23 protein-coding genes are annotated in these 20,409 nt (G+C 66.9%); 9 read left to right on the top strand and 14 right to left on the bottom strand.

The genetic code is table 11. The annotated features are described in order from the left end of the window. Positions 1 to 5 precede the first annotated feature (5 nt). Genes ACOGI8_RS00130 through ACOGI8_RS00110 form a run of 5 tightly spaced genes read left to right on the top strand, consistent with a single transcriptional unit; the run spans position 6 to position 5,163 of the window. A complete protein-coding gene (locus tag ACOGI8_RS00130) occupies positions 6 to 794 on the top strand; it encodes a hypothetical protein (protein WP_419854895.1) in 789 nt (262 codons plus the stop codon). After that, positions 794 to 1,984: a cytochrome c oxidase subunit II gene (gene coxB / locus ACOGI8_RS00125; RefSeq protein ID WP_419854894.1), complete on the top strand. Its 1,191-nt coding sequence runs from the start codon at positions 794 to 796 to the stop codon at positions 1,982 to 1,984. The genes ACOGI8_RS00130 and coxB overlap by 1 nt, the downstream gene beginning before the upstream one ends. Before the next feature lie 26 nt (positions 1,985 to 2,010). Continuing rightward, positions 2,011 to 4,092 carry a cytochrome c oxidase subunit 4 gene (locus ACOGI8_RS00120; RefSeq protein ID WP_419854893.1) on the top strand — a complete coding sequence of 694 codons (2,082 nt, stop codon included), beginning with the start codon at positions 2,011 to 2,013 and terminating at the stop codon, positions 4,090 to 4,092. Continuing rightward, positions 4,085 to 4,768, top strand: coding sequence for a cytochrome c oxidase subunit 3 (locus ACOGI8_RS00115; RefSeq protein ID WP_419854892.1), 684 nt, complete (start codon positions 4,085 to 4,087; stop codon positions 4,766 to 4,768). The genes ACOGI8_RS00120 and ACOGI8_RS00115 overlap by 8 nt, the downstream gene beginning before the upstream one ends. A gap of 11 nt (positions 4,769 to 4,779) precedes the next feature. After that, the gene (locus ACOGI8_RS00110; RefSeq protein WP_419854891.1) at positions 4,780 to 5,163 is read left to right on the top strand and encodes a cytochrome C oxidase subunit IV family protein; all 384 of its coding nucleotides are present in this window, start codon (positions 4,780 to 4,782) and stop codon (positions 5,161 to 5,163) included. Between the two features lie 36 nt (positions 5,164 to 5,199). On the opposite strand, the gene ACOGI8_RS00105 is transcribed toward ACOGI8_RS00110, so the two are convergent. From ACOGI8_RS00105 to ACOGI8_RS00095, 3 genes are all read right to left on the bottom strand, one after another. Next, a complete protein-coding gene (locus ACOGI8_RS00105; protein WP_419854890.1) occupies positions 5,200 to 6,492 on the bottom strand; it encodes an ATP-binding protein in 1,293 nt (430 codons plus the stop codon). Positions 6,493 to 6,664: 172 nt separating this feature from the next. Beyond that, a complete protein-coding gene (locus ACOGI8_RS00100; RefSeq protein WP_419854889.1) occupies positions 6,665 to 8,446 on the bottom strand; it encodes a UGSC family (seleno)protein in 1,782 nt (593 codons plus the stop codon). 31 nt (positions 8,447 to 8,477) lie between these two features. Further along, the gene (locus ACOGI8_RS00095) at positions 8,478 to 10,244 is read right to left on the bottom strand and encodes a uracil-xanthine permease family protein (protein ID WP_419854888.1); all 1,767 of its coding nucleotides are present in this window, start codon (positions 10,242 to 10,244) and stop codon (positions 8,478 to 8,480) included. A gap of 135 nt (positions 10,245 to 10,379) precedes the next feature. On the opposite strand from ACOGI8_RS00095, the gene serS reads away from it, so the two are divergent. Then, complete coding sequence (serS, locus tag ACOGI8_RS00090) at positions 10,380 to 11,633, top strand: serine--tRNA ligase (RefSeq protein ID WP_419854887.1); 1,254 nt, start codon at positions 10,380 to 10,382, stop codon at positions 11,631 to 11,633. Positions 11,634 to 11,659: 26 nt separating this feature from the next. On the opposite strand, the gene ACOGI8_RS00085 is transcribed toward serS, so the two are convergent. From ACOGI8_RS00085 to ACOGI8_RS00050, 8 genes are all read right to left on the bottom strand, one after another. Next, entirely contained in the window at positions 11,660 to 11,989 is a 330-nt protein-coding gene (locus ACOGI8_RS00085; protein ID WP_419854886.1) for a CrcB family protein, read from the bottom strand. Then, positions 11,986 to 12,402 carry a FluC/FEX family fluoride channel gene (locus ACOGI8_RS00080; protein WP_419854885.1) on the bottom strand — a complete coding sequence of 139 codons (417 nt, stop codon included), beginning with the start codon at positions 12,400 to 12,402 and terminating at the stop codon, positions 11,986 to 11,988. The genes ACOGI8_RS00085 and ACOGI8_RS00080 overlap by 4 nt, the downstream gene beginning before the upstream one ends. A 10-nt stretch (positions 12,403 to 12,412) precedes the next feature. Beyond that, complete coding sequence (locus tag ACOGI8_RS00075; protein WP_419854884.1) at positions 12,413 to 13,111, bottom strand: poly-gamma-glutamate hydrolase family protein; 699 nt, start codon at positions 13,109 to 13,111, stop codon at positions 12,413 to 12,415. Between the two features lie 6 nt (positions 13,112 to 13,117). Beyond that, the gene (locus ACOGI8_RS00070; protein WP_419854883.1) at positions 13,118 to 14,035 is read right to left on the bottom strand and encodes a cytochrome c biogenesis CcdA family protein; all 918 of its coding nucleotides are present in this window, start codon (positions 14,033 to 14,035) and stop codon (positions 13,118 to 13,120) included. A 52-nt stretch (positions 14,036 to 14,087) separates the two neighbouring features. After that, the gene (locus ACOGI8_RS00065) at positions 14,088 to 14,828 is read right to left on the bottom strand and encodes a TlpA family protein disulfide reductase (RefSeq protein ID WP_419854882.1); all 741 of its coding nucleotides are present in this window, start codon (positions 14,826 to 14,828) and stop codon (positions 14,088 to 14,090) included. Positions 14,829 to 15,187: 359 nt separating this feature from the next. Then, entirely contained in the window at positions 15,188 to 15,541 is a 354-nt protein-coding gene (locus ACOGI8_RS00060) for a WhiB family transcriptional regulator (RefSeq protein ID WP_419854881.1), read from the bottom strand. A 136-nt stretch (positions 15,542 to 15,677) separates the two neighbouring features. Beyond that, positions 15,678 to 15,920 (bottom strand): hypothetical protein, encoded by a 243-nt coding sequence (locus ACOGI8_RS00055; protein ID WP_419854880.1) that lies wholly within the window; start codon positions 15,918 to 15,920, stop codon positions 15,678 to 15,680. Between the two features lie 112 nt (positions 15,921 to 16,032). Next, positions 16,033 to 17,121 (bottom strand): MBL fold metallo-hydrolase, encoded by a 1,089-nt coding sequence (locus tag ACOGI8_RS00050; protein WP_419854879.1) that lies wholly within the window; start codon positions 17,119 to 17,121, stop codon positions 16,033 to 16,035. 236 nt (positions 17,122 to 17,357) lie between these two features. On the opposite strand from ACOGI8_RS00050, the gene ACOGI8_RS00045 reads away from it, so the two are divergent. From ACOGI8_RS00045 to ACOGI8_RS00035, 3 genes are all read left to right on the top strand, one after another. Continuing rightward, positions 17,358 to 17,633: a hypothetical protein gene (locus ACOGI8_RS00045; RefSeq protein WP_419854878.1), complete on the top strand. Its 276-nt coding sequence runs from the start codon at positions 17,358 to 17,360 to the stop codon at positions 17,631 to 17,633. A gap of 107 nt (positions 17,634 to 17,740) precedes the next feature. Further along, positions 17,741 to 18,187: a hypothetical protein gene (locus ACOGI8_RS00040; RefSeq protein ID WP_419854877.1), complete on the top strand. Its 447-nt coding sequence runs from the start codon at positions 17,741 to 17,743 to the stop codon at positions 18,185 to 18,187. 204 nt (positions 18,188 to 18,391) lie between these two features. After that, positions 18,392 to 18,637 carry a hypothetical protein gene (locus ACOGI8_RS00035; RefSeq protein ID WP_419854876.1) on the top strand — a complete coding sequence of 82 codons (246 nt, stop codon included), beginning with the start codon at positions 18,392 to 18,394 and terminating at the stop codon, positions 18,635 to 18,637. Between the two features lie 393 nt (positions 18,638 to 19,030). Here ACOGI8_RS00035 and ACOGI8_RS00030 read toward each other — a convergent pair whose 3' ends face one another. The 3 genes from ACOGI8_RS00030 to ACOGI8_RS00020 form a co-directional block, all read right to left on the bottom strand. Continuing rightward, on the bottom strand, positions 19,031 to 19,342 hold the full coding sequence (locus tag ACOGI8_RS00030; protein WP_419854875.1) for a hypothetical protein: 312 nt from the start codon (positions 19,340 to 19,342) through the stop codon (positions 19,031 to 19,033). Positions 19,343 to 19,640: 298 nt separating this feature from the next. Continuing rightward, positions 19,641 to 19,910: a type II toxin-antitoxin system YafQ family toxin gene (locus ACOGI8_RS00025; protein ID WP_419854874.1), complete on the bottom strand. Its 270-nt coding sequence runs from the start codon at positions 19,908 to 19,910 to the stop codon at positions 19,641 to 19,643. Between the two features lie 12 nt (positions 19,911 to 19,922). Then, entirely contained in the window at positions 19,923 to 20,180 is a 258-nt protein-coding gene (locus ACOGI8_RS00020; RefSeq protein ID WP_419854873.1) for a type II toxin-antitoxin system RelB/DinJ family antitoxin, read from the bottom strand. Between the last annotated feature and the right edge of the window lie 229 nt (positions 20,181 to 20,409).

The raw sequence follows: 20,409 nt of genomic DNA, 5'->3' as shown, positions 1-20,409 counted from the left end.
GATCGATGGTCGGCATCGCCAGCAGGTACTTCGCCGGGCGCATCGCGCTGGCTGCCGTGGCCGCGGTGGCGGTGGGCCTGCTCACGGGCATGGACGGCACCGGTCACGTGGTCATGTACGCCACGATCGTGCTGGGCGTGGCCGCCGGGGCCTTCGCCCTGCTGTTCGCCCTGGCACTGACGGTGGGTGACGGCGACTCGCTCGACCGGGAGCACTCGCACGAGCACCGTCCGACCCCGGCGTACTGGCCGATCATGGCGGCGGTGGGCATGGGCGTGCTCATGGTGGGGCTGGTGACCGACTCCCTGCTCACGATCGCGGGCGTGGCCTTGCTGCTGATCTCCGCCATCGAGTGGACCATGAGCGCATGGGCGGAGCACCTGTCCACCGATGCAGAGTCGAATGCGGTCGAGCGCGCACGATTGCTGCGGCCGTTCGAGATCTCGCTCTACGGCGCGCTGGGCATCGCCATTCCGGTGGTGCTCGCTTCGCGCATCTTCCTGACCGTCAGCAAGACGGCGGCGAGCTATGCAGCCATCGTGATCGCGGCGGTGATCCTGGCGTTCGCCTTCCTCGTGTACGCGAAGCCGCAGCTGCGACGCGCCGTCACGGCGTCGATGCTGGTGCTGGGCGGCGTCGCGCTCATCGTCGCGGGCATCACCTCAGCCGTGATCGGCGAGCGTGAGTTCCACCACGTCGGCGATCACGCCGAGGCCGATGATCACAGCGAATCCGACGATCATGGCGCCGGCGGGTCAGGTGAGATGAGCGAGTCCGACGGAGGGCACGAGTGATGGGCGCTCGCTTTGCTCGACGCTGGCAGTTGGCCGTAGCGGCGTTGCTCGGTTTGCTGCTGGCGGGCTGTGCCACTGGTCGCCTCGATGCCACCAAGCCGGTCGGTCAGGAAGCCCGCGACATCGACTTCCTCATGCGCCTGTCGGGCTGGATGGCGGTCGGCGTCGGCATCTTCGTGGCTGCCGCAGTCTTCGCGATCATCGTGAAATTTCGGGCCAAGCCCACCGACGACCCCGATGACCTGCCGCCGCAGATCCATGGCAATCGCAAGGCCGAGCTGACGTGGACGCTCATCCCGACGGCGTTGCTGGTGTTCCTCACGATCTTCACGCTCGGGACAGTGTTCGATCTCGCCGCCGCAGGCACAGGCCGCACGATCAAGGTCGAGGGCCAGCAGTGGTGGTGGCAATTCACCTACGAGCTCGACAAAGACGAGATCGACAAATACAACCTTGACCAAGACGGCCGCTACGAGATCGTCACGGCCAACGACTTGGTCATCCGGACCGGGGAAGAGGTCAACCTCGAGATCCACTCCAACGACGTCATCCACTCGTTCTGGATCCCCCAGCTGAACGGCAAGAAGGACGCCGTGCCCGGCCGGGTTCACCACTGGCGGATCAGCTCCGACGAGCCGGGCATCTTCTACGGCGAGTGCGTGGAGTTCTGCGGGCTGAGCCATGCGAACATGCAGATGCGCACCATCGTGCTTACTCCCGAGGAATTCGATCGTTGGATGCGAGAACAGCTCGCCGGACAGGCGGCGGCGCAAGTGGCGCCTGCCGATGAATCACCCGAAGCGGCCGGTGCCGCACTGTTCGAGACCCACTGCATCAGCTGCCACGTCGTCGACGGGGTCTACGAGAGCGCGGCGGGGGGCAATGCCAACCTGCTCGCGGGCATCGCACCGAATCTCACCAACCTGATGAGCCGCACGGCCTTCGCCGGAGCGCTGTACGAGACCTACCAGACCGGGCCCGACGGGGCATACCTGCGCAATCCCGACGGAAGTCTCAAGCTCAACGTTGCCGAGCTGCGTGAGTGGGTGCGCAACGCGCCCGACATGAAGCCGGCTCGTGCCGACAACCAGCAGGGCATGCTGGACTTCTCAGAGGTGCTGACCGATCAAGACCTCGACAATCTGATGGCCTACCTGCAGACCCTCGGCAGCCCGCCGGTGCTGCCCTGATGAGCAGGGCCTAGGAGAACGACCTGATGGCAATCATCACCGATCAGCCGGAAAGTCCTGATCTTCCGGACAGCTCTGGACCGGGCACCGAGCTCGAGGTGGCCGAGCCGGACGCGCATGGAGACGACTCGCCCCGTACCGGCGTCTTCGCCCGTCCCACGCACGCAACCGGCTGGCGCGAGTGGCTCTTCACAGTGGACCACAAGAAGATCGGAATCATGTACGGCGCCCTCGCGCTGTTCTGGTTCCTGATCGGCGGGCTCGAGATCGGGCTGGTGCGCCTGCAGCTATGGGCGCCCGACGGCGAGGTGATCAGCGCCGACTTCTACAACCAGCTGTTCACGATGCACGGCGTCACCATGGTCTTCCTGGTGATCATGCCGCTGGCGAACGCGTTCGCGAACTATCTCGTGCCGCTGCAGATCGGCGCCAGGGACGTGGCCTTCCCCCGCATGAACGCGCTCGGCCTGTGGGTCTTCTTCTTCGGCGGCATCTTCCTGAATCTCAGCTGGTTCCTGGGCGGCGGCGCCGACGGCGGCTGGTTCGCCTATGCGCCCAACACGGGCATGGCCTTCAGCCCCGGCCACGGCATGGACTTCTACGCCCTGGGCCTGCAGATCGCCGGCATCGCCTCACTGCTCGGCGCGATCAACCTGCTGGTGACCATCATCAACATGCGCTGCCCGGGCATGAGCCTGCTGCGCATGCCGGTGTTCACCTGGATGATCCTGGTGGTGCAGTTCCTGCTGGTGTTCGCCCTGCCGGTCATCACGGTGGCGCTGATCCTGTTGACGTTCGATCGAACCTTCGACGCCAACTTCTTCAATGTCGACGCGGGTGCCGACCCGCTGCTCTGGCAGCATCTGTTCTGGATATTCGGCCATCCGGAGGTCTACATCCTGATCCTGCCGGCATTCGGCGTGGTGTCCGAGACGCTGCCGGTGTTCAGCCGCAAGCCGCTGTTCGGCTACCCGATCGTGGTGCTGTCGGGTGCGGCCATCGGCTTCATGGGGTGGGGCGTGTGGGCGCACCACATGTTCACCTCGGGCATGGGGCCGGTGTCGGTGGCGGCGTTCTCGGCGACCACCATGTTCATTGCAGTGCCGACGGGTGTGAAGATCCTGAACTGGATCGCGACCATGTGGGCGGGCAAGGTCCGCTTCACCGTGCCGATGATGTTCTCGGTGTCGCTCGTGGCCATGTTCACGATCGGTGGTTTGTCCGGCGTCATGCATGCGATCGCACCCGCCGACACCCAGCAGACCGATACGTACTTCATCGTGGCGCACTTCCACTACGTGCTCGTGGGCGGCGCCCTCATGGGCATGTTCGCCGGCATGTACTACTGGTGGCCCAAGGCGTTCGGCTACCACCTCAACGAGCGGATGGGCCGCTGGCACTTCTGGCTGATGCTCATCGGCTTCAACGTCACGTTCGGACCGATGCACATCGTGGGCTTGCAGGGCATGGCCCGGCGGCACAGCGTCTATGGGGAATTCGACGGTTTCGAGTTCTGGAACAAGATCGCCACGATCGGCTACTTCTTCATGCTCATTGCCATGGTGATCCTGGCCGTCAACATCTTCCGCACGTGGGGGCGCTACCGCCGGGGCCTCGAGCCCCAGGCCGGAGCCGACCCGTGGGACGGCCGCACGCTGGAATGGGCCATTCCGTCGCCGGTGCCCGAGCACAACTTCGACTACGTGCCCGTGGTGAGCGATGTCGACGACTTCTGGCACAAGAAGTACCAGCCCGACGAGACAGGCAAGCTGCGACGGATTGCCAACGGCGACGACATCGCCCAGATCGGCGATCAGCACCCGCACCTGCCGTCGCCGTCGTACTGGCCGATCGTGCTTGCGGCGGGCATGCCGCTCATCGGGTTCGGGCTGATCTACAACCTTTGGATCGCCGGCATCGGGCTGTTGCTGCTGGTCGGTTCCATGTTCGGCTGGACGCTCGAACCGGCCACCGACCCTGACGCGGGACACGGCCACGACGGGCATGGCGACCACGACGATGATCATGGTGACGGCCCCGACGGCCATGATGACCACAACGGCGTGCTGGCCACCAGCACAGCAAACGGGGAGGCCGCCGGTGACTGATACCCCGACGACCGCCGGCACGACAGCCGCCGTCGAACCGGCCGAAGGCGACGAACCGCAGATCGCCTACCCCCGCACCGACTGGGATGACTACGAGATCGTCCCGCCCACCACGAGCCTGTCCAACGAGAAGCTGACGATGTGGACCTTCCTGGGTTCGGATTGCCTGCTCTTCGGGGCGCTGATCTCGACATACCTGCTGCTGCGCAACCGTCGACCGCTGTCGGGCGAGGAGTCGCTGAAAGCCGCCGATCTGTTCGACATCCCGTTCACCTCGGTGAGCTCGTTCGTGCTGTTGATGAGTTCGCTCACGATGGTGCTCGCGGTGTCGGCAATCGCCAGGGGCGAGATGGAGCGCTGCAAGCTGTGGCTGCTGACCACTGCCGCGCAGGGTGCCGTGTTCATCGCCGGTCAGGTGTACGAGTTCACGAGCTTCTACCGGGAAGGCCTCGGCTTCACCGTCAGCATCTCGTCGTCGGCCTTCTACACGTTGACCGGCTTCCACGGCGTCCACGTGTCGCTGGGCATCATCATGCTGGTCACGCTGTGGGCGATGATCAATCGAGGGATCATCGGTCCTGAGCGGGCGGAGACCGTCGAGATCATCGGCCTGTACTGGCACTTCGTCGACATCGTCTGGATCGTGATCTTCGCGGTCGTCTACCTGATCCCGTAGGAAGTGCAGCGATGAGCACCGCCACCGAAGCCGCATCCGAAGAGATCCACCCCTCCGACGAGGCTCACGACGACCATGACCACGGCCTGAGCGACTTCGGCTACATCAAGGTCGCCCTGCTGCTCGCCGTGCTCACGGCAGCCGAAGTACTGATCTACTTCTTCGCTGACATGGTCGGCCCGCTGGAAGTGCCGTTGCTGCTGATACTGATGGTCGTCAAGTTCGAGATCGTCGTGGCCTACTTCATGCACCTGCGCTTCGACAACAAGCTGTTCACGTGGATGTTCGTCGGAGGGCTGGTGCTCGCCATCGCGGTCTACGCGGCTATGGGCACCTCAATGCTGTTCTGGACCGACCCAGCCGGCTGCGACCTCAGTCCCAACCTCGACTGCTGAGCCTCGCCCGTCCGGCCCGACGGTCTCGCTGTTGCGCTATGGGCTGGGAGAGTGCGAAGACCAGAGCGTGCTGATCGGCGCTGCCCACAGGCGGTCCCCGAACGGCATGATGCCTAGGCCGGTATGAAGAACAATGCCCGCGAGAAATCGATCGTCTTCCTCGTCGCGCAGCCAGCTGAGGTGTCGGGCGTCATGGCGGGAAGGGGCGGCGGTGGACTTGATTTCGATGCCGATGATGTACCCGGAGTCGAGTTCGATCACGACATCGACTTCGTGTCGACCGTTGTGCTGCCGCAGGTGATGCAGCGTGCAGCGATGCTCGCTGACAGTGGCCTGCGCTCGAAGCTGAGCGACGACGAACGTCTCGAGAAGGCGGCCCAACAGGTCGGCATCGCGCATCACCCCCGCCTCGGTGGTGCCAGTCGCCGCGGCGAACAGCGAAGGATCCACGAGGAACCGCTTCGGGCGCTTGACGAGCCGTTTCGTGCGATTCGATGACCACGCCGGCAGTTCGCTGACCACATAGATGCGCTCGAGCAGGTCGAGATACGCATGCGCGCTGCGGCGGTCGATGCCTGCGGTCGTAGAGAGAAGCGAGTCGTCCACGATGCGAGCGCATTGACGGGCGTATGCCGCGAAGTAGCGTCCCAGCCGGCTGCGGTCGACACCGTTGCCTGCGAGCGCGGCGTCGCGGCCGACGATCTCCGCGGCGTAGGTATCCAGCCATCGGCGGCGGGCACGTTCGGGAGTGCCGAGCGCCGCTTGCGGGAACCCGCCTCGTATGGCCATCCGCACGTAGTCCCGGAGGTCGGCAGCGGTGCCCTCAGCGGGTGAACTGCCGACCCCATCGATTGCCCAGCGGGTAACCGCTGCCAGCGCCGGGCCGCCCTCGACGACGCGGTCGACGAGCATGGGTGCTGTCGAGGCTGACAGTTCGCCGACGGTCAGCGGGAACATCTCTACGCGAGTCACCCTGCCGGTGCCCGGCCATGTCCGATGATCGGTTTCGGCTCGCACCGATCCGGTCAGGATGAAGCGTCCTGGACGGCGATCACGGTCACACGCGCGCTTCACCGCCCCGAGAACTTCGGGCACCTCCTGCCATTCGTCCAGCAGGATGGGTTCCGCGAGCCCCTTGAGCGCTGCATCGGGATCCGCTGCTACTACCTCGGCCTCGGCTGGACGGTCGAGATGGATGACTGTGCTGGCGTGCCGGACGGCGGTTGTTGTTTTGCCCGCCGCCCGCGGGCCGACCAGCGACACAGCCGGCAGCGTCTCGAGCAATTCCGCGATCAGCGGGTCAGCGAGCCGCTCCAAGTAGCCGTCCATGCCGCGAGCGTAGCTGCCGAGTCTGGAATGTCGGTTTGCAACAGCCTGTGATGTCGGTTTGCAACACCTCACAATGTCGGTTTGCAACAACATGTGATGTCGATTTGCGACACCGTTCGCGGCCTTGCGAGGCAGGCAGGTCGTGATGCAGCTGTCGGCTGAATCACTCCATTCAAGACGTGAGCTGCTCGACGGGGGCGGCGGCGTAGTCGCCGTGGGGGCCGTCGTGGCTGAATGCGTAGGCGTTGGTGCGGTTGGCGTCGCCTGCGACCGCGATCACGAACTTCGCCGGCTCCGAGACGATCGGCACCAGGCGGTCGGGATCGTCTGATTCGGCGAACTGCGACGGCAGATCGCCGGCGGCGACGACATCGGTGAGCTGGGGACGGCCCGCCGCCAAGTTGGTCCACTCGCCGATGAGCTTCTCGAAGCGCCACGCAGGGATGCGAGCGTGCTCGAAGAGCGCCTCGGCCAAGTTCGCCTTGGTCCCGTTGGCCGCCGCGCAGGTGCGCGCCAAGATCGGCGACAGCACCAGCAGCGGCCGGTAGTGCATCCGCCCGAGTCCGTACAGGTGCCCCAGGTCCCAGCCGGTGATCCGCGCCAGGCCGTCGGCAAGGTACGGCACGATCTCGTCGGGGGTCGAGCCGAACGCGCTGCCGACGATGGCCCCGCTGTTGAAGCGGGCCATGGTGAGCACGTCGTCGTCGGGGCCGAAGCCGAACTCGGCGCTGACGGGGTCCCAGCCGATGTCGGCGAGGGCGGTGGCGTCTTCGCACAGCACCACGCGGAACGAGTTCCCGAAGGTGGACTTGTCGTGCTCGGCCGCAGTGAAACCGAACACGTTGCGCTGGTAGAGCCGCAGCCAGCGGCCGACGCTGGTGTTGGCGCGCACACCGTCGCGCAGTGCCCCGACGCCGGAGTTGAAGCCCAGCGCTGCCGCATTCGGACCGTCGAGGATCATCAGCGCGTCGGCGCCGGTGGTGTTGCCCGAGTGCTCAGCGCCGTAGTGCGGGTCGGCCAGGATGCGCGCTGCGGCGAGCAGCACACCCATGTGCCGCGGCTCGCAGCCCGCCATGACGGCGTTGGTTGCCACCGACCACACGGTCATGTCGCGCCCGGTTGTTCGGGCGATGCCCAGCGACTGCTGCGGGTCCAAGACCGAGCCGGCCAGGAAGCGCTCGACCCGGTCCCGCGTCGGCGGCACGATCGGCAGCCCGTCGGACCATCCCCTCTCGGCGAAGGCGTCGTTGATGTCGTCCACCGAACCACTGGCCACGGTGTCGTACGGGGCTGGGTCGAGCGATGCTGAGTCGAGCGCGGAGGGGCCGAGCGAGCGCTCGTTGCCCTCGGCCGGATCGCTGCGGGCGACGCGGCCGTTCGTGCCGTTGCGTGCGGCAGATGTTCCGGTCAGCCCTTCGACGATGGCGTCCACGGTGTGATTGACGAAGTTGCTCTCCATATCCGAAGCGGACTGGGCATCCACGTGGCCCACGGTGATCGCCAGCGGGAGCTGCTCGAATCCGTGCCCCTTTGCGGTCGCGACGGCCTGGCCGTCGAAGCTCTCGCACACGATCGAGACCGACGGCACCCCCGCGGTCTCGGCTGCTACTGCTGCCCGCGCCACGGCGGGCGTGCAGCTGCCTCAGCAGCCCATGCCCGACACGACGGCGTCGACAGCTCGTGAACGCAGAGAGTCGGGCAGGCGGTCGATGACGGCGGCTTCGTCGCCGCCGTGGGTGTTGCCGAATGTCTCGTAGCCCACGAACGTCACGCCGTCGTAGCGAGCAGCGAGCTCGCGTTCGAGCACCGGGAACAGCTCGTCGCCCCGGAACAGGTAGTCCCACAAGAACCCGATCCGCTTGCCTTCAAGCGTGTCGAGTCTCGGCGCCAAATCCCGGTGCTCGATGCCTGAGGGCGCTCCAGGCCACACGACGTCGTAGGACGGTTCGGTCATTGGAGTACCCCCTCGACCGTGGACCCGGCGCTCACGCCTCGGTGAGCAGCCTGGGATCGGGCACGTCAACGTGGACGGTCACGATATCCACCTCGTGATATTGCTGATGATTCACCGAGGCGGCGTGATGCTGCAGCATGCGAAGCGAGAGATCGCGCTCGACGGGCCGCTCCACGCTGTGCGCATCCAGCACAGCGAGCCGGTCCTCGATGTTCTCCCCGCTCGCGGTGGCCACGAACTCGAGCACGGCACCGCCGTCCTGCTTGCCTGCTGTCAACCGCAAGCTGCGACCCTCGTCGGCGTCGGCGGGCCGTTCGGCGTCGATCAGCGTCAACAGCGCTTCCTCGGCCACCGCGTCGAGACGGTCCGACATCGCTCGGCTCCAGCCGTTGCGGTCGGCGAAGCGGCCCACGAACACCCGAACCTGCGGCAACGCCGATGCCGCCAGCTCGCAGCGCAACCGCTGGGGACGGGCCCGGGTGACCTCATCGAACAGCGTCAGCACGATGGCGGTGAGCCCACCGGCGGTCATGCCGTTCTCGAGGAAGCCGCCAGCAAAGCCCGTCAGGTACTCGGGGAAGATCTGGTTGTTCTGGAAGCCCACGCCGATCCAGAACGAGAAGCCTGCAATCAGCCCCCGGCGGTAGTCGGTGGCGTCGGCGATCACGATCTTCATGCCCACCACGAACAGCAGCGCCAGCAAGACAGTCGCGTAGGCCGCGACGACGGCATCGGGGATCGCGAGGACCAATGCGAGCAGCTTGGGCACGAATGCCATCACGATGAACGAGATGCCGATGGCCACGCCTACCCGGCGCGCAGCCACGCCAGTCAGCTCGGTGATGGAGATGCTGGTGGAATAGGTCGTGTTCGGCACCGTGCCCGCCAATCCCGACAGCAGGTTGCCGGTGCCGTCAGCGGCCACGGCGCCCTGCACGGCCCGGTAGTCGACGGCCCGGGGCCGGCGCCACGACACACGCTGGATGGCGACCGAATCGCCGATGGTCTCGACGGCGCCGATGAGCGTGACGAAGATGAACGCGGGCAGCAAGCCCCAGAATTCAGCGCCGAACGAGAAGTCGAAGCCGGGCCAGCCGCTGTCGGGCAGACCAATCCAACCGGCGTCAGCAACCCTGTCGAAGTCATACAACCCGAACAGCGCCGCCACGATCGATCCGGCCACGATGCCGATGACCGGTGCCCAGAGCCTCAGGCTGCCCTTGGCCTTCAGCGCGATGACGACGATGACGCCCATGGCCGCGAGCGCACTCAACGGGGCGCTCGCCGCAGCACTGCCTTCGGGCGACGCCGTCACCATGTCGAAGATGAGCGGCATCACCGTCACGGCGATGAGCATGACCACCGTGCCCGCCACGGTGGGCGTCAGCAGCCGCCGGAAGAGCGACAGCTTCGCCGCGAGCAGGTACTGGAACAGCGAGGATGCCACGACCAGGCTGGCGAGCAGGCCCGGCCCGCCGTCGGTGAGGGCAGTGACGCAGACGGCGATGAATGCGCCGGACGTGCCCATCAACAGCACGTACCCGGCACCGATGCGGCCGAACCGGACAGCCTGCAGGATCGTGCTGATGCCGCTGATCGCTGCGGCGGCGAACACGGCCCACGTCAGGTAGGCGTCAGTTCCGCCGGCGGCTCGGACGACGATCGCGGGCGTGAGCACCACGCCGGCGATGGCCAGAATCGCAAACTGCAGGCCCAGTCCGGCAGTGAGCGGCAGCGGAGGCTTGTCGTCGGCCTCGAAACGAATGTGCCGGGAGGCGGTCGGTGCTTGTTCAGGCATCCGGCGATCCTCGCGGCCCACAACGGTTGGCGCAAGCACCGCACCGGGCCGTCGCGTCACGCGCTGCTGCAGTCGGCCGGTCAGTGACGAGGCTCACTTCGCCGTGCGGATGCGAGGCCGGTAGCTTCACCCGGCGTGATCGACCTTCGCCGGCTTCGTGATGACGCTGCGTATCGAGACGGCGCCGCCCGCAAGGGGGCGTCGCCGGAGTTCATCACCGAAGTGCTCGCGGCCGACGAGACGTGGCGGGCAGTCACCCACCAGGCTGAGCAGGCGCGTGCGGCTCAGAACGCCGCGTCGCGCGAGATCGGTCGGGCGGCCCCCGACGAGCGCCCGGCCAAGATCGCCGAGGCGGCGCGTCTCAAGGAAGAGGTGGAACGCCTAGAGGTCTCCGAGCGGGAAGCTGCTGAGCGGCGAACCGAGCTGGCATTGCAGGTTCCCAACCCGGCCGCGGCCGAGGTGCCGTCCGGCGGCGAGGAGCACTTTGAGACCGTGCGTGAGGTGGGGGAGCGGGGCGAGCCGCCTGCTCACGACCACGCCGAGATCGGAGCGCTGGCCGGCTTGGTCGACTCCGAGAGCGGCGCCCGCAACAGCGGCTCGCGGTTCGCCTACCTCAAGGGCGCGGCGGTGCGGCTGGAGTTCGCCCTCGTGCAGTGGACGATGGACCTGCTGGAGCGCAACGATTTCGTGCCTGTCGTGCCGCCGGTGCTCGTGCGCGAGGAGATGATGGTCGAGGCCGGGTTCTTTCCCGCCGACCGCCACCAAGTGTACGAGATCGACGGCGACGACCTGTTCCTGATCGGCACGTCGGAGGTGGCGCTGGCGGGCTTGCACCGCGGCGAGCGGCTGGACCGGACCGGGCTGCCGCTGCGCTATGCCGGGTTCTCATCGTGCTTCCGGCGCGAGGCCGGCACGTACGGCAAGGACACCCGCGGCATCTTCCGGGTGCACCAGTTCGACAAGGTGGAGATGTTCTCGTTTAGCGACTCGGACACGAGTTGGGACGAGCTGGAGGCGTTGCGCGCCATCCAGGAGGAGATCGTCGGCTCGCTCGACCTGCCCTACCGGGTCATCAACGTGGCGGCCGGCGACCTAGGCGCCGCAGCGGCCAAGAAGTACGACCTCGAGGTGTGGCTGCCGTCCGAGCGTGCCTACCGCGAGGTCACGTCATGCTCGAACTACACCGACTATTCGGCCCGCCGCCTCGGCACTCGCTGGTTCGACCCCGACGGCCAAGGACTGGTCCACACCCTGAACGGCACGGCATGCGCCGTCGGCCGCACGCTCGTGTTCATCATGGAGAACCACCAGCGACCCGACGGCTCCATCGCGGTGCCAGACGTGCTCCACCCCTGGCTCAACTTCACCGAGATTCCCGCCCCCGCCTGAACCTCGGGCCGGCCGGCTGGCTAGCGCTAGACGAGTCGGAGGCCGAGCGTGGCGGCGGCGGTTGCGCCGCTGATGGTGAGCGAGACGTAACCGAGTGCCAGCAGCGGGCTGGCCCGCATGAGACGTGCGCTCTCGGGGAAGATGCCCGACACCGTGGTGAGGGCTCCGAGGCCCGCTGTGCCCACGATGGTGGCGGCTGCGCCTGACGTGCTTGCGAGCAGGCCGAGTGCGAAGGCTCCGGTGATGTTGATGAGCAGCGTCCCGCCCGGCCCGAGCGTGGTGCTCGCTCGCCAGCGGAGCAACGTGCCGATAGCGGCTGCCACGCCGAAACCGACCGCTGTGGCCAGCACCGTCATGGCCGTCTGCCGTAGGCGAATACGACAGCGAGGTGGCTCATCACAAACGCAGCAGTGCACGCCGCAGCCGTCAGGCCGAGCCATGCCCCCGCTGTCGCGATGCGGCCGTCGTCGAGGTGCCGCGCGAGCTGCAGTGCGAGCGCCGACATGCTGGTCAGCGCCCCGCAGAAGCCGGCCGTGAGCCCGGGCGCCGGGCCGGCGGCATTTCGGCTGGCGCTGCCGATGCCGGGCTGAACGAGCCTGCGGTGCCGGGCCCGCTCGTGCCGGGCGGTGGCCCAGCCGACAACGCCGCAGCCGATCACGTTGACGATGAGCAGCGCCCAGTTGTCGTCGATCTGCGTGGCGACGCTCCAGCGAACAGCAGCACCGACGATTCCTGCTGCCGCAACCGTGGCTGCGACGCGCAATGACATCGAGGGCGTCTCAGTCGGCCAGAGCAGGCTCGGGCACCAGCTCGCTGCCGGTGCCGTGTGAATTCTCCGAGGCCGTCCATGCACGCGCCGCCGCGGCCAAGCCTTCGATGAGTGCCTCGTGATGGGGCACCCGTCCGGGGCCGCGGAATCCCGTCCACATCGGGCTCTTGCCGCGGATGCGCGGCGGCAACTCGATCTGGACGCCGCCGCCACGGGGCAGGTTGCAGGGGTTGCGCGGGTGCTGGCCGGCCAGCGTCTTGGGGATCTCGTCGAGACGGTGAAGAACCTCGTAGTGCGGCAGCCGCCCGATCAAGTGCACCGCGACGTGGGCCGCGAGTGTCCGGTTGCGCCCGCCCAGCAGCACCGCTCGCAGCAAGCGGGGGCTGCCGAAGCCGTGGACCGCGACCACGACGTCGACGTGGTCGAGGAATTCGCGCAGCACCGGCGAGTCGGCGGGATCGAAACAGTGGCTGGGCAGGTGCCACTGATCGTTGGGACCCTGCAGGCACGCGTACACCGATGCGCCGCTGCGCTCGGCTGCTGCTGCGGCGATGTCGTCGGTGACCTCTTCGAGCCACCCGCCGTGGAAGGCCATGAAGCCGAATCGCGAACGGAGTTGCAGCATTTCGGTCACACCTGGCCGGGCGAGCAGCTCGGCAAATGGCCGCTCAGCATCGAGGAGCGTGCGGTCCTTCAGGTGCAGTGCCACGGTGGCTTAGTTCAGCACCTCAGCGGCACTGCCCGCTTGGTCGGGCCCGGAGGACTCGTCGGCGAGGTCCGGCACCGCTGAGGCGTCGCCGCCGCGCCCCGACACGAGCATTGCCATGCCCCCGATGGCGAGCACAATGCTCATCACGAGACCCAGCCGCAACCCGCCGACCGAGGCCACCCAGTTGCTCAGGCTGCTGCTCCACCGTTCGACCGTCACCACCAGTCCGTCGCCGCCGCGGTCGGTCAGATCGATGAACCAGTACCAGATGGTGAACGCACCGGCGGCGATCATCAGCACTGCCGCGATCGTGTCGGTGTAGCGCATGAGCACGCGGAGCTTGCTCAGCAGCCAGCCGCGAGCCAGCGCCAGGCTGACGGCCAGCGAGGTGAGCACCAGACCCATGCCGAGCGCATACAGCACGAACGACACGATGCCGCCGACGAAGCTGTCGTCGCCGGTCGAAGCGGTGACCACCACTAGGAAGGTTGCCAGCCCGCATGACACCGACGCCACCGCGTAGCTGACCCCGAACAGGAACAGCGAGCGCACGTCGCGCCCCGAGGCGCCTCGCTCGAACTTGGGCAGGTATGCCGTCAGGCGGAAGCCGGCGAGGATGGCGACGCCGAGTGCGATGAGCCCGATACCGATCACGATGGCCGCCCACGGCACGTAGTCGCGCAGGGCGCTCAGCCCCGCCGACAGCGCGATGCCGACGATGCCGAAAACCACCACGATGCCGGTGGTGACGACGGCACCGGTGGCCAGTGCCCGCCCGACGCCAGCGCGCGGACTGCCCTCGCTGGCGCGGCGGTCGATACCCAAGAAGAACGACAGGTACGCAGGCAGCATGGCGAACCCGCACGGGTTCACCGTGGCCACGATGCCCGCCGTGAAGGCGAAAGTGAGTCGAGCGCTGTTCATATGCCGCTGTGTCCTTTCTTCGGCCTACAGGCCGCTGTGTCGTTGCTTCGGCCTACAGGCCGAAGTGCTCCTCTGCTCGGCTGGTGATGTCTTCGAGGGTGAGCAGGCCGCTGTGTGTCTCGAGAATCTGGCCTTCGGGCGACACGAACACGGTGGTGGGCATGCCCAGCCCGCCGAAGTCGATGAATAGCTCGCCCTCGTCGAGCCCGGTGGGGTAGGTCACGCCGCGGTCGGCCACCGTTGCGATGGCATCTTCCAGCCGATCGTTGGCCGCGAGGCCGAGCACCGCGACCTGCGTGCCGTGCTCATTCCAGAAGCGTTCGAAGTCGGGCATCTCGGTGACACAGGGCACGCACCACGATGCAAAGAAGTTCACGATGAGCGGGCAGCCTGCGTAGCCAGCGAATGCTGCGGGTTGTTCTTCAAGCGTCACGAAGTCCAGCGCGTGCACGCCCGTCAGGCCTGGATCCACGTTGTGTTCGACGGGGTCGATGTCGTTGCAATCCGGAGGCGGTTCCGACGCTGCGGCCGCTGTGGAAACCGATCCGGCCGCACCGGTTGCAGCCTCGCCGGCGGCGGCCGGCTCGACCGACGTGGCTTGGCCGGTGTCGGCCGAAGCGTCGCCGCCTTCGACCTCAGCTTCCATCGCCACTAGCGAGGTCATGGCGGGTTGACCGCCGCCCGCCAGCAGGAACACGGTCGCACCGAGTGCGTAGAGGCCGAGCAACGCGAACAGGCCGCCGCGCCAGCCCGTGAGCTGTGCTCGCCAGCGTGCGCCGCCCGGTGACTTCATGCAGGGGCGAGGCTACTTGCGCCCCTCGCGGCGATTGATTCGGAGGCTGAGCCGCATGGCGAAGCCGTGGCCTGAGCGGCCCGTGAGCCCAATCACATGAGGATGGGGAACAAGAGCGGGAAACAGCTAGCGCGGGTGTCGACGGCCGCATCGCATCACCGCTCGACGGCCCGCCCCGGGGCTGCCAGCCGCCCATTTCGGGCAGCCTCAGTTCACCGGGGCGGGCCGTCTTGATGAGGCCTGCGGGGGCAGTGCAGGCCCTGGGTGCCGGGTTTGCCGGAGGGGGTCGGCAGACCCAGCGGAGGGACCCGTCGCAGAAGCTGGGTCCACTCGGAGGACGCGCCTGAGCAGGGGAAGACTCAGGCGCGGGCCAAGTCGGGAGGCAGCGGCACCTCCTCGATCACGAATTGCGGGTGGCCGCTTCTGGGCGGCCGGCCGCGCGGGCGTTTGTCCCTGCAGACGCGCCCGTTCTCGAAGAGCTCGCCGCCCCACACGCCCCATGGCTCGTGGCGTGCTTTGGCGGCGTCGAAGCACTCGCTCACCACCGGGCATGCCGCGCAGATGGCCTTGGCGCGGGCGATCTCGTAGAAGTTCTCCGAGAAGAACAGCGGCGTCAGGGTGCCCACGAGATCGCGGCAGCGACCCCGTGCGCGCCAGCCCTCATTGGTGAGGGCCGCTGTGCTGTTGGTGTTGTCGATGACCAGTTCCAGCATGAGCTTTCTCCTGTGTGCTGTGGGTTGCGAAGTGGTTGTGGTTCACGGGCAGCGGTGTCGGTGCGTGCACCGGAAACGCAAAACGGCCGCCGGGTTGTCCCAGCGGCCGTTCGGAGAGTTCTGGTGTCTCAGTGGACTACATCAGATACTCCGAGGGCCGCAGGCGGTGACGCTTGGTCGTTGGCGTCGGGTTGGCACCGTGACCGCGCACCGCATGCTGGTACATGACCGGCATGGGACCCACCGCCGCGAGCCGACCGATGGCCGTGCCGCGCTCCCGCATGCGCGTGACGGCCCGCCAACAGCGCACGCCAGTTGCCGGCACCCGTACGCGATACCCGCAGGCACGCGCTGTGGTGTAGGCGCCGTGATCGAACATTGGGGATCCAATCGGACGAAAGGTCGGGGCTGGTGGCCAGCTGCGGATACCCGACGATAGGCCGCAGCGGCGCCAACAGCACCACGTCGCGGCAGGCCGTGTCAAGTTATTTTCAGTCGAACTCGTATTCGAGGACGTCGTCGGCCCGCCGGGAGACATTGACTTCGCCGATGTAGCGCAGATGCTCCAGGTGAGCGAACGTCTCCGACTCGGCCATCGGGCCCCACGAACGCTCCTTGAACAGCTGCTTCATGTAGTCCTGCACGGGGGCTCGGCCGAGCCGGTCCGAGGAGGTGCGAAGCAGGTCGAGGCGCTCGTTGTGGTGACGCTTGATGTCCTCCACCCGTCCCGACAGGTCGGTGAACGGCTGGCCATGGGCCGGCAAGCCCATGGTGACGCCGTCGAAGCTGGCGACCCGGTCGAGGCTGGTGAAGAAGTCCTTGAGCGGGTCACGCGCGGTGGTGATCCCCGAGATGTGCGGCGTGATCGTGGGCAGGACATGGTCGCCGCAGATCATCAGCCCGCCCTCGGGATCGAACAGGCACAGGTGGTCGATGGTGTGCCCGGGCGTGTGCACTGCCACGAACTCGCGCCGCGCCAGCTTGATCCGGTCGGCGTCTTCGACGTGGTACGTGGGCTGAGGGGTGGCGAACCAGCGCCCGCCCCACCCGTTGCGCATCGCCCAGTAGCCGAGCTTGGCCCGGATGGGCATCTTGTAGCGCTGGCCGCCCCATGGCGTGGGGCCGCCCGGTCCGGTATCGCGCCCGCCGTACACGGGGTCGGCCACGAGCTCGTTGTTCTCCCCGTCGGACGACACCTGCTCCAGGGCTTCCTCGTCTTCATCGGCGGTGTCCCACCACAGCCGGAACGTGCGATGGGTCACCAGGTCGGCGCCGTACTCGCGGACGAAACGGCCTGCCGCCCCGAAGTGATCCGGATGGCTGTGGGTGACGATGATCGAGTGGATGCGCTCCGGCGGCACTTCGGCTTCGGCCAGCCCTGCCATGAGCGCTTTCCAGTTGGCCGGGCCCGGCAGGCCGGGATCGACGAGGGCGGCGCCGCGATCGTCGTCGAGGATGTAGCAGTTCACATGCCCGAGACCGGGCATCGACATCGGCAGCTGCAGCCGGCGCACGTCCGGCGCGAGCTCAGTGATCTTGCCGTCGGGCGGCATCTGCTCCTCGCGAGTCGGACCTGACACGGGGTGCAGACTAGCGAGCCGCCTCAACCTTCTAAGGAGCGTTCGATTCCGATCGGGGTACCTCTGCTGCCTCTCTGGATGAGTCGTTACTTCCAGAGGTAGACGCGGTGATCACGCGCCCAAGGGATGCCCCCCTCCATACACCACTACCCGGGACTCAACTGGGTGTGTCACCGCTGGGTTCGCCCGTTGGGGGATAGGGATGGATGTCACAGGGGTTCAGTACGATTCGGGTTGTGACGGTGCGCCGCAATCCCTCCGGGCGTCCGGCGGACACGCCTGATCACGTTTGGCGGCGTCAGATGGACGCCGTCCGCGCCCGCACAATTGCGCAGCGCCTCGAGGAATGGCGTCAGCTCAACGTGGCGGGCGCGGCCATGGAGGAGAGGTCGGTGCGGATGCGCCACCCCGATTACGACGACAGCGAGGTCTTCTTGGGTCTTGTCGTTGCCCGCTATGGCCCTGAGCTCGCCGGCGAAGTCTGGCCTGAGTCGGTGGGAATCGAATTCTGATCGATCTCACAGCCGCGCTGGAGCGCACGGTCCATGCCCTTGAGTCTGCCGGTCTGGACTACGTCGTGGTCGGCTCAACAGCCGCGGCGGCGTGGGGGACTCCCCGGATGACTCGCGATGTGGACATCGTGGTCCTGCTGGTGCCCGATTCGGGCGAGGCGGTGCTCGAAGCGCTTCGGGGAAGCGAGGTCTACTTCCCGGAGTCAGAGGCCCGTCGGGCGGTCACCTCCGGAGGCACCTTCAACGTCCTTCATCCCCAAAGCGGCGGCAAGGTCGACATCTTCGCCGTTCCGTCGGAAGACGCGTTCACCCAGTCCCGCATTGCTCGGCGCGTCCGCGCTGAAGTTCTCGGAATCGAGACATGGATCGCCGCGCCCGAAGACATCGTGTTGGCCAAGCTCCGGTGGCGCTTGGAGTCGCGCTCTGAGCTCCAATGGCGAGACTGCGTCGAAATCGCTGCCGTCAACGATCTCGACGTCAGCTACATGCACCGATGGGCAGCCGAGTTGGGTGTCCAAGACGATCTGGCCGAACTGCTCGACGAACAGGCCTGACTCGCCTTGGGGTGATTCACCCTGGGTCTCGCGCAGGCTCTGGGGGTCCGATCCTTAAGGAGCGCAGAACTGCTGAGGCAACCGTTCAACTCACTGAGATCGTGAAGCAGCCCACCCCGGGAATACCCTTTGGAACAACGACTCCCACAGAGTCGCCGCAGGCGGCGTGATGAGTGCCGCCGAACCCGACACAGGAACAGCACAATGACTGCCGTAACGGTCGCTGGCCGTACCTTGGACGAACCACCCAGCTACGCAGCCGACCCCGCCGAAATCGAGGTTGTGCACCTCAGCGATGGCGACGTCGACGAACTCGTGAGCGGTGCGCTCGACGCCGCTGGCTGCACGCGCGAGGAGCTCGACCAGCAAGCCGCGACGGGTGACTTCACAAGTGAGCTCGCTCGACGCATGTGGTTCCTCGTCTCGTCCTTTGACCCGCCTGCGGAGTGACCTAGAGAGGCAGGCCCGCGATTTCGCCGCAGAAATCACGGGTCTGCTCAACGGGACCGTTACGAATGGAATCCGCCTCTCGTCTTGGATCGACCCGAACGGAAACGCGATCATCCGCTACGGGAGGCAAGACTCGGGCGCTCTGGACAATCTCGTCCCGCTGACGGTCTCGCAGAAGCAGGCTCGCTTCGGTTTGCGCATCTTTCGCACGCTGACGCTCGACGACGAGTCGAGGCACCTGCGGAACACGCAGAGTGCCTACGTGCTCGCAACCGCGGACGGAGAGGCGGTCTTCACGTACGACTTCGTGCGACCGGCGCCGACCACGGCTCCGGCTTCGGGCAGGGAGCCGACGAGGCGGCAGATGCGCTGCTGCAGCGGGGTGAGCACGCGCTAGACGATCAGGCCGCGAGAGCGCAGGTGCTCGGCCCACTGGTCGCGCACATGGGGGGCGAGCCACATCGTGTCCCACATGCCCAGCAGCACGTCCAGGTCGATGCAAGCGCGCACGTCCTCCTCGCTGCCTTCAGTCATGACCAGTTCGTACACGCGCTCGCGGCCCCGCGGGTCATCGAGGTCGTACTCGCCCTGACCGCTCCAAGCGATGTGATTCGGCAGCTTCACCCGGCCGCTTCGGACCGCGACAGGGCGCTCCCCGAGATCGTCGGGGATCTCCACAGGACGCCAAAAGCCGGTAGTGCTCACGGCACAGAGTTTACGGACGCCGCTGCCAGCTGGTCCGTGCGCCACAGCAGCCCCTAACGAATATGCCCCGCCATTCCCGGCGAACCGGGAAGGCGGGGAGCAGTGACGCCACTGTAGCGCAATCCACCACGGCGGCCACGCGCCGCCGGCTTGAGCCGCAGCGGCCGATCAGATGCCCGCTGTTCGGGGGCGGTCGCCAAGCGCAGCCTGACTGCCGCTGTCACTGGCGTGCGCCGGCGCCTCGCACGTCCGATCGGCCGCGACGTCGTCGGGGCAGGTGTTGGGAACGTGCTGTGCGCTACTCGAAGAGGTCGGCGTGCGTGCCGGTGCGCACGAGTCGTAGCTCGGTGCCCTGAATTCGATAGATCAGCAGCCAGTCCGACTCCAGATGCAATTCCCGGTAGCCCTTCCAAGGGCCGCGCAGCGGGTGGTCGCGGTAGCTCGATGGGAGCGCTTGCTGGTTGACGAGCAGCCGGAGCACATCGCGCAGTTTCGCGGAGTCCTTGCCGCGTGACTTGGTGGTTCTGACATCGCGTTTGAACTGCGACGACCGGACGGGGGTCAGCATGTCGCAGGTTCGTCAGAGTTCGAGATCGCGCAGCAGATCCTCCGTGCTCTCGAAGCGCCTGCCCTTGCCCTCGTCCAGCTCGGCCATGGCCTCGACGGTGGCGGCGGTGGGCACCTGGACAGCGAACGGGAGCCGCTGCTCGTCAGCGACGCGCACCATGAGCAAGCGGATGGCATCCGAAATCGACAAGCCCATAGCGTGCAGGGCTCTTGCTGCCCTTGCCTTGGTATCGGGGTCGATGCGGGCTCGCACGACGGTGTCAGCGCCCATGATGATTCCTCCGGATCGGTGCCCAGTGTAGTTTCATTGTAGCCACAACCTCCATCCAGCCGTTACGCGCCGTGGTGCCACGGGCACAAAGCATGGGTTGGCAGTCGGTTCCAGCGTCGGCAGCGGCGGGCAGATCTCGAGGCCGCCGAGCAGATCCGCGCCGACGGGCGACGGGAATCCACCCCGAACCGACTGACGCTTCCTCGGACCACAGTGCGGTCAATCGCCC

The sequence above is a fragment of the Candidatus Poriferisodalis sp. genome (assembly GCF_965204195.1).
Taxonomy (GTDB): Bacteria; Actinomycetota; Acidimicrobiia; order Acidimicrobiales; family Poriferisodalaceae; genus Poriferisodalis.
This window is presented reverse-complemented; position numbering and strand designations above follow the sequence as displayed.

Coding starts and splice junctions, on each gene's coding strand:
- ACOGI8_RS00130 (WP_419854895.1), top strand. CDS start 6: ATGGTCGGCATCGCCAGCAGGTACTTCGCCGGGCGCATCGCGCTGGCT.
- coxB (WP_419854894.1), top strand. CDS start 794: ATGGGCGCTCGCTTTGCTCGACGCTGGCAGTTGGCCGTAGCGGCGTTG.
- ACOGI8_RS00120 (WP_419854893.1), top strand. CDS start 2,011: ATGGCAATCATCACCGATCAGCCGGAAAGTCCTGATCTTCCGGACAGC.
- ACOGI8_RS00110 (WP_419854891.1), top strand. CDS start 4,780: ATGAGCACCGCCACCGAAGCCGCATCCGAAGAGATCCACCCCTCCGAC.
- ACOGI8_RS00105 (WP_419854890.1), bottom strand. CDS start 6,492: ATGGACGGCTACTTGGAGCGGCTCGCTGACCCGCTGATCGCGGAATTG.
- ACOGI8_RS00095 (WP_419854888.1), bottom strand. CDS start 10,244: ATGCCTGAACAAGCACCGACCGCCTCCCGGCACATTCGTTTCGAGGCC.
- ACOGI8_RS00085 (WP_419854886.1), bottom strand. CDS start 11,989: ATGACGGTGCTGGCCACAGCGGTCGGTTTCGGCGTGGCAGCCGCTATC.
- ACOGI8_RS00080 (WP_419854885.1), bottom strand. CDS start 12,402: ATGTCATTGCGCGTCGCAGCCACGGTTGCGGCAGCAGGAATCGTCGGT.
- ACOGI8_RS00070 (WP_419854883.1), bottom strand. CDS start 14,035: ATGAACAGCGCTCGACTCACTTTCGCCTTCACGGCGGGCATCGTGGCC.
- ACOGI8_RS00065 (WP_419854882.1), bottom strand. CDS start 14,828: ATGAAGTCACCGGGCGGCGCACGCTGGCGAGCACAGCTCACGGGCTGG.
- ACOGI8_RS00060 (WP_419854881.1), bottom strand. CDS start 15,541: ATGCTGGAACTGGTCATCGACAACACCAACAGCACAGCGGCCCTCACC.
- ACOGI8_RS00055 (WP_419854880.1), bottom strand. CDS start 15,920: ATGTTCGATCACGGCGCCTACACCACAGCGCGTGCCTGCGGGTATCGC.
- ACOGI8_RS00040 (WP_419854877.1), top strand. CDS start 17,741: ATGACTCGCGATGTGGACATCGTGGTCCTGCTGGTGCCCGATTCGGGC.
- ACOGI8_RS00035 (WP_419854876.1), top strand. CDS start 18,392: ATGACTGCCGTAACGGTCGCTGGCCGTACCTTGGACGAACCACCCAGC.
- ACOGI8_RS00025 (WP_419854874.1), bottom strand. CDS start 19,910: ATGCTGACCCCCGTCCGGTCGTCGCAGTTCAAACGCGATGTCAGAACC.
- ACOGI8_RS00020 (WP_419854873.1), bottom strand. CDS start 20,180: ATGGGCGCTGACACCGTCGTGCGAGCCCGCATCGACCCCGATACCAAG.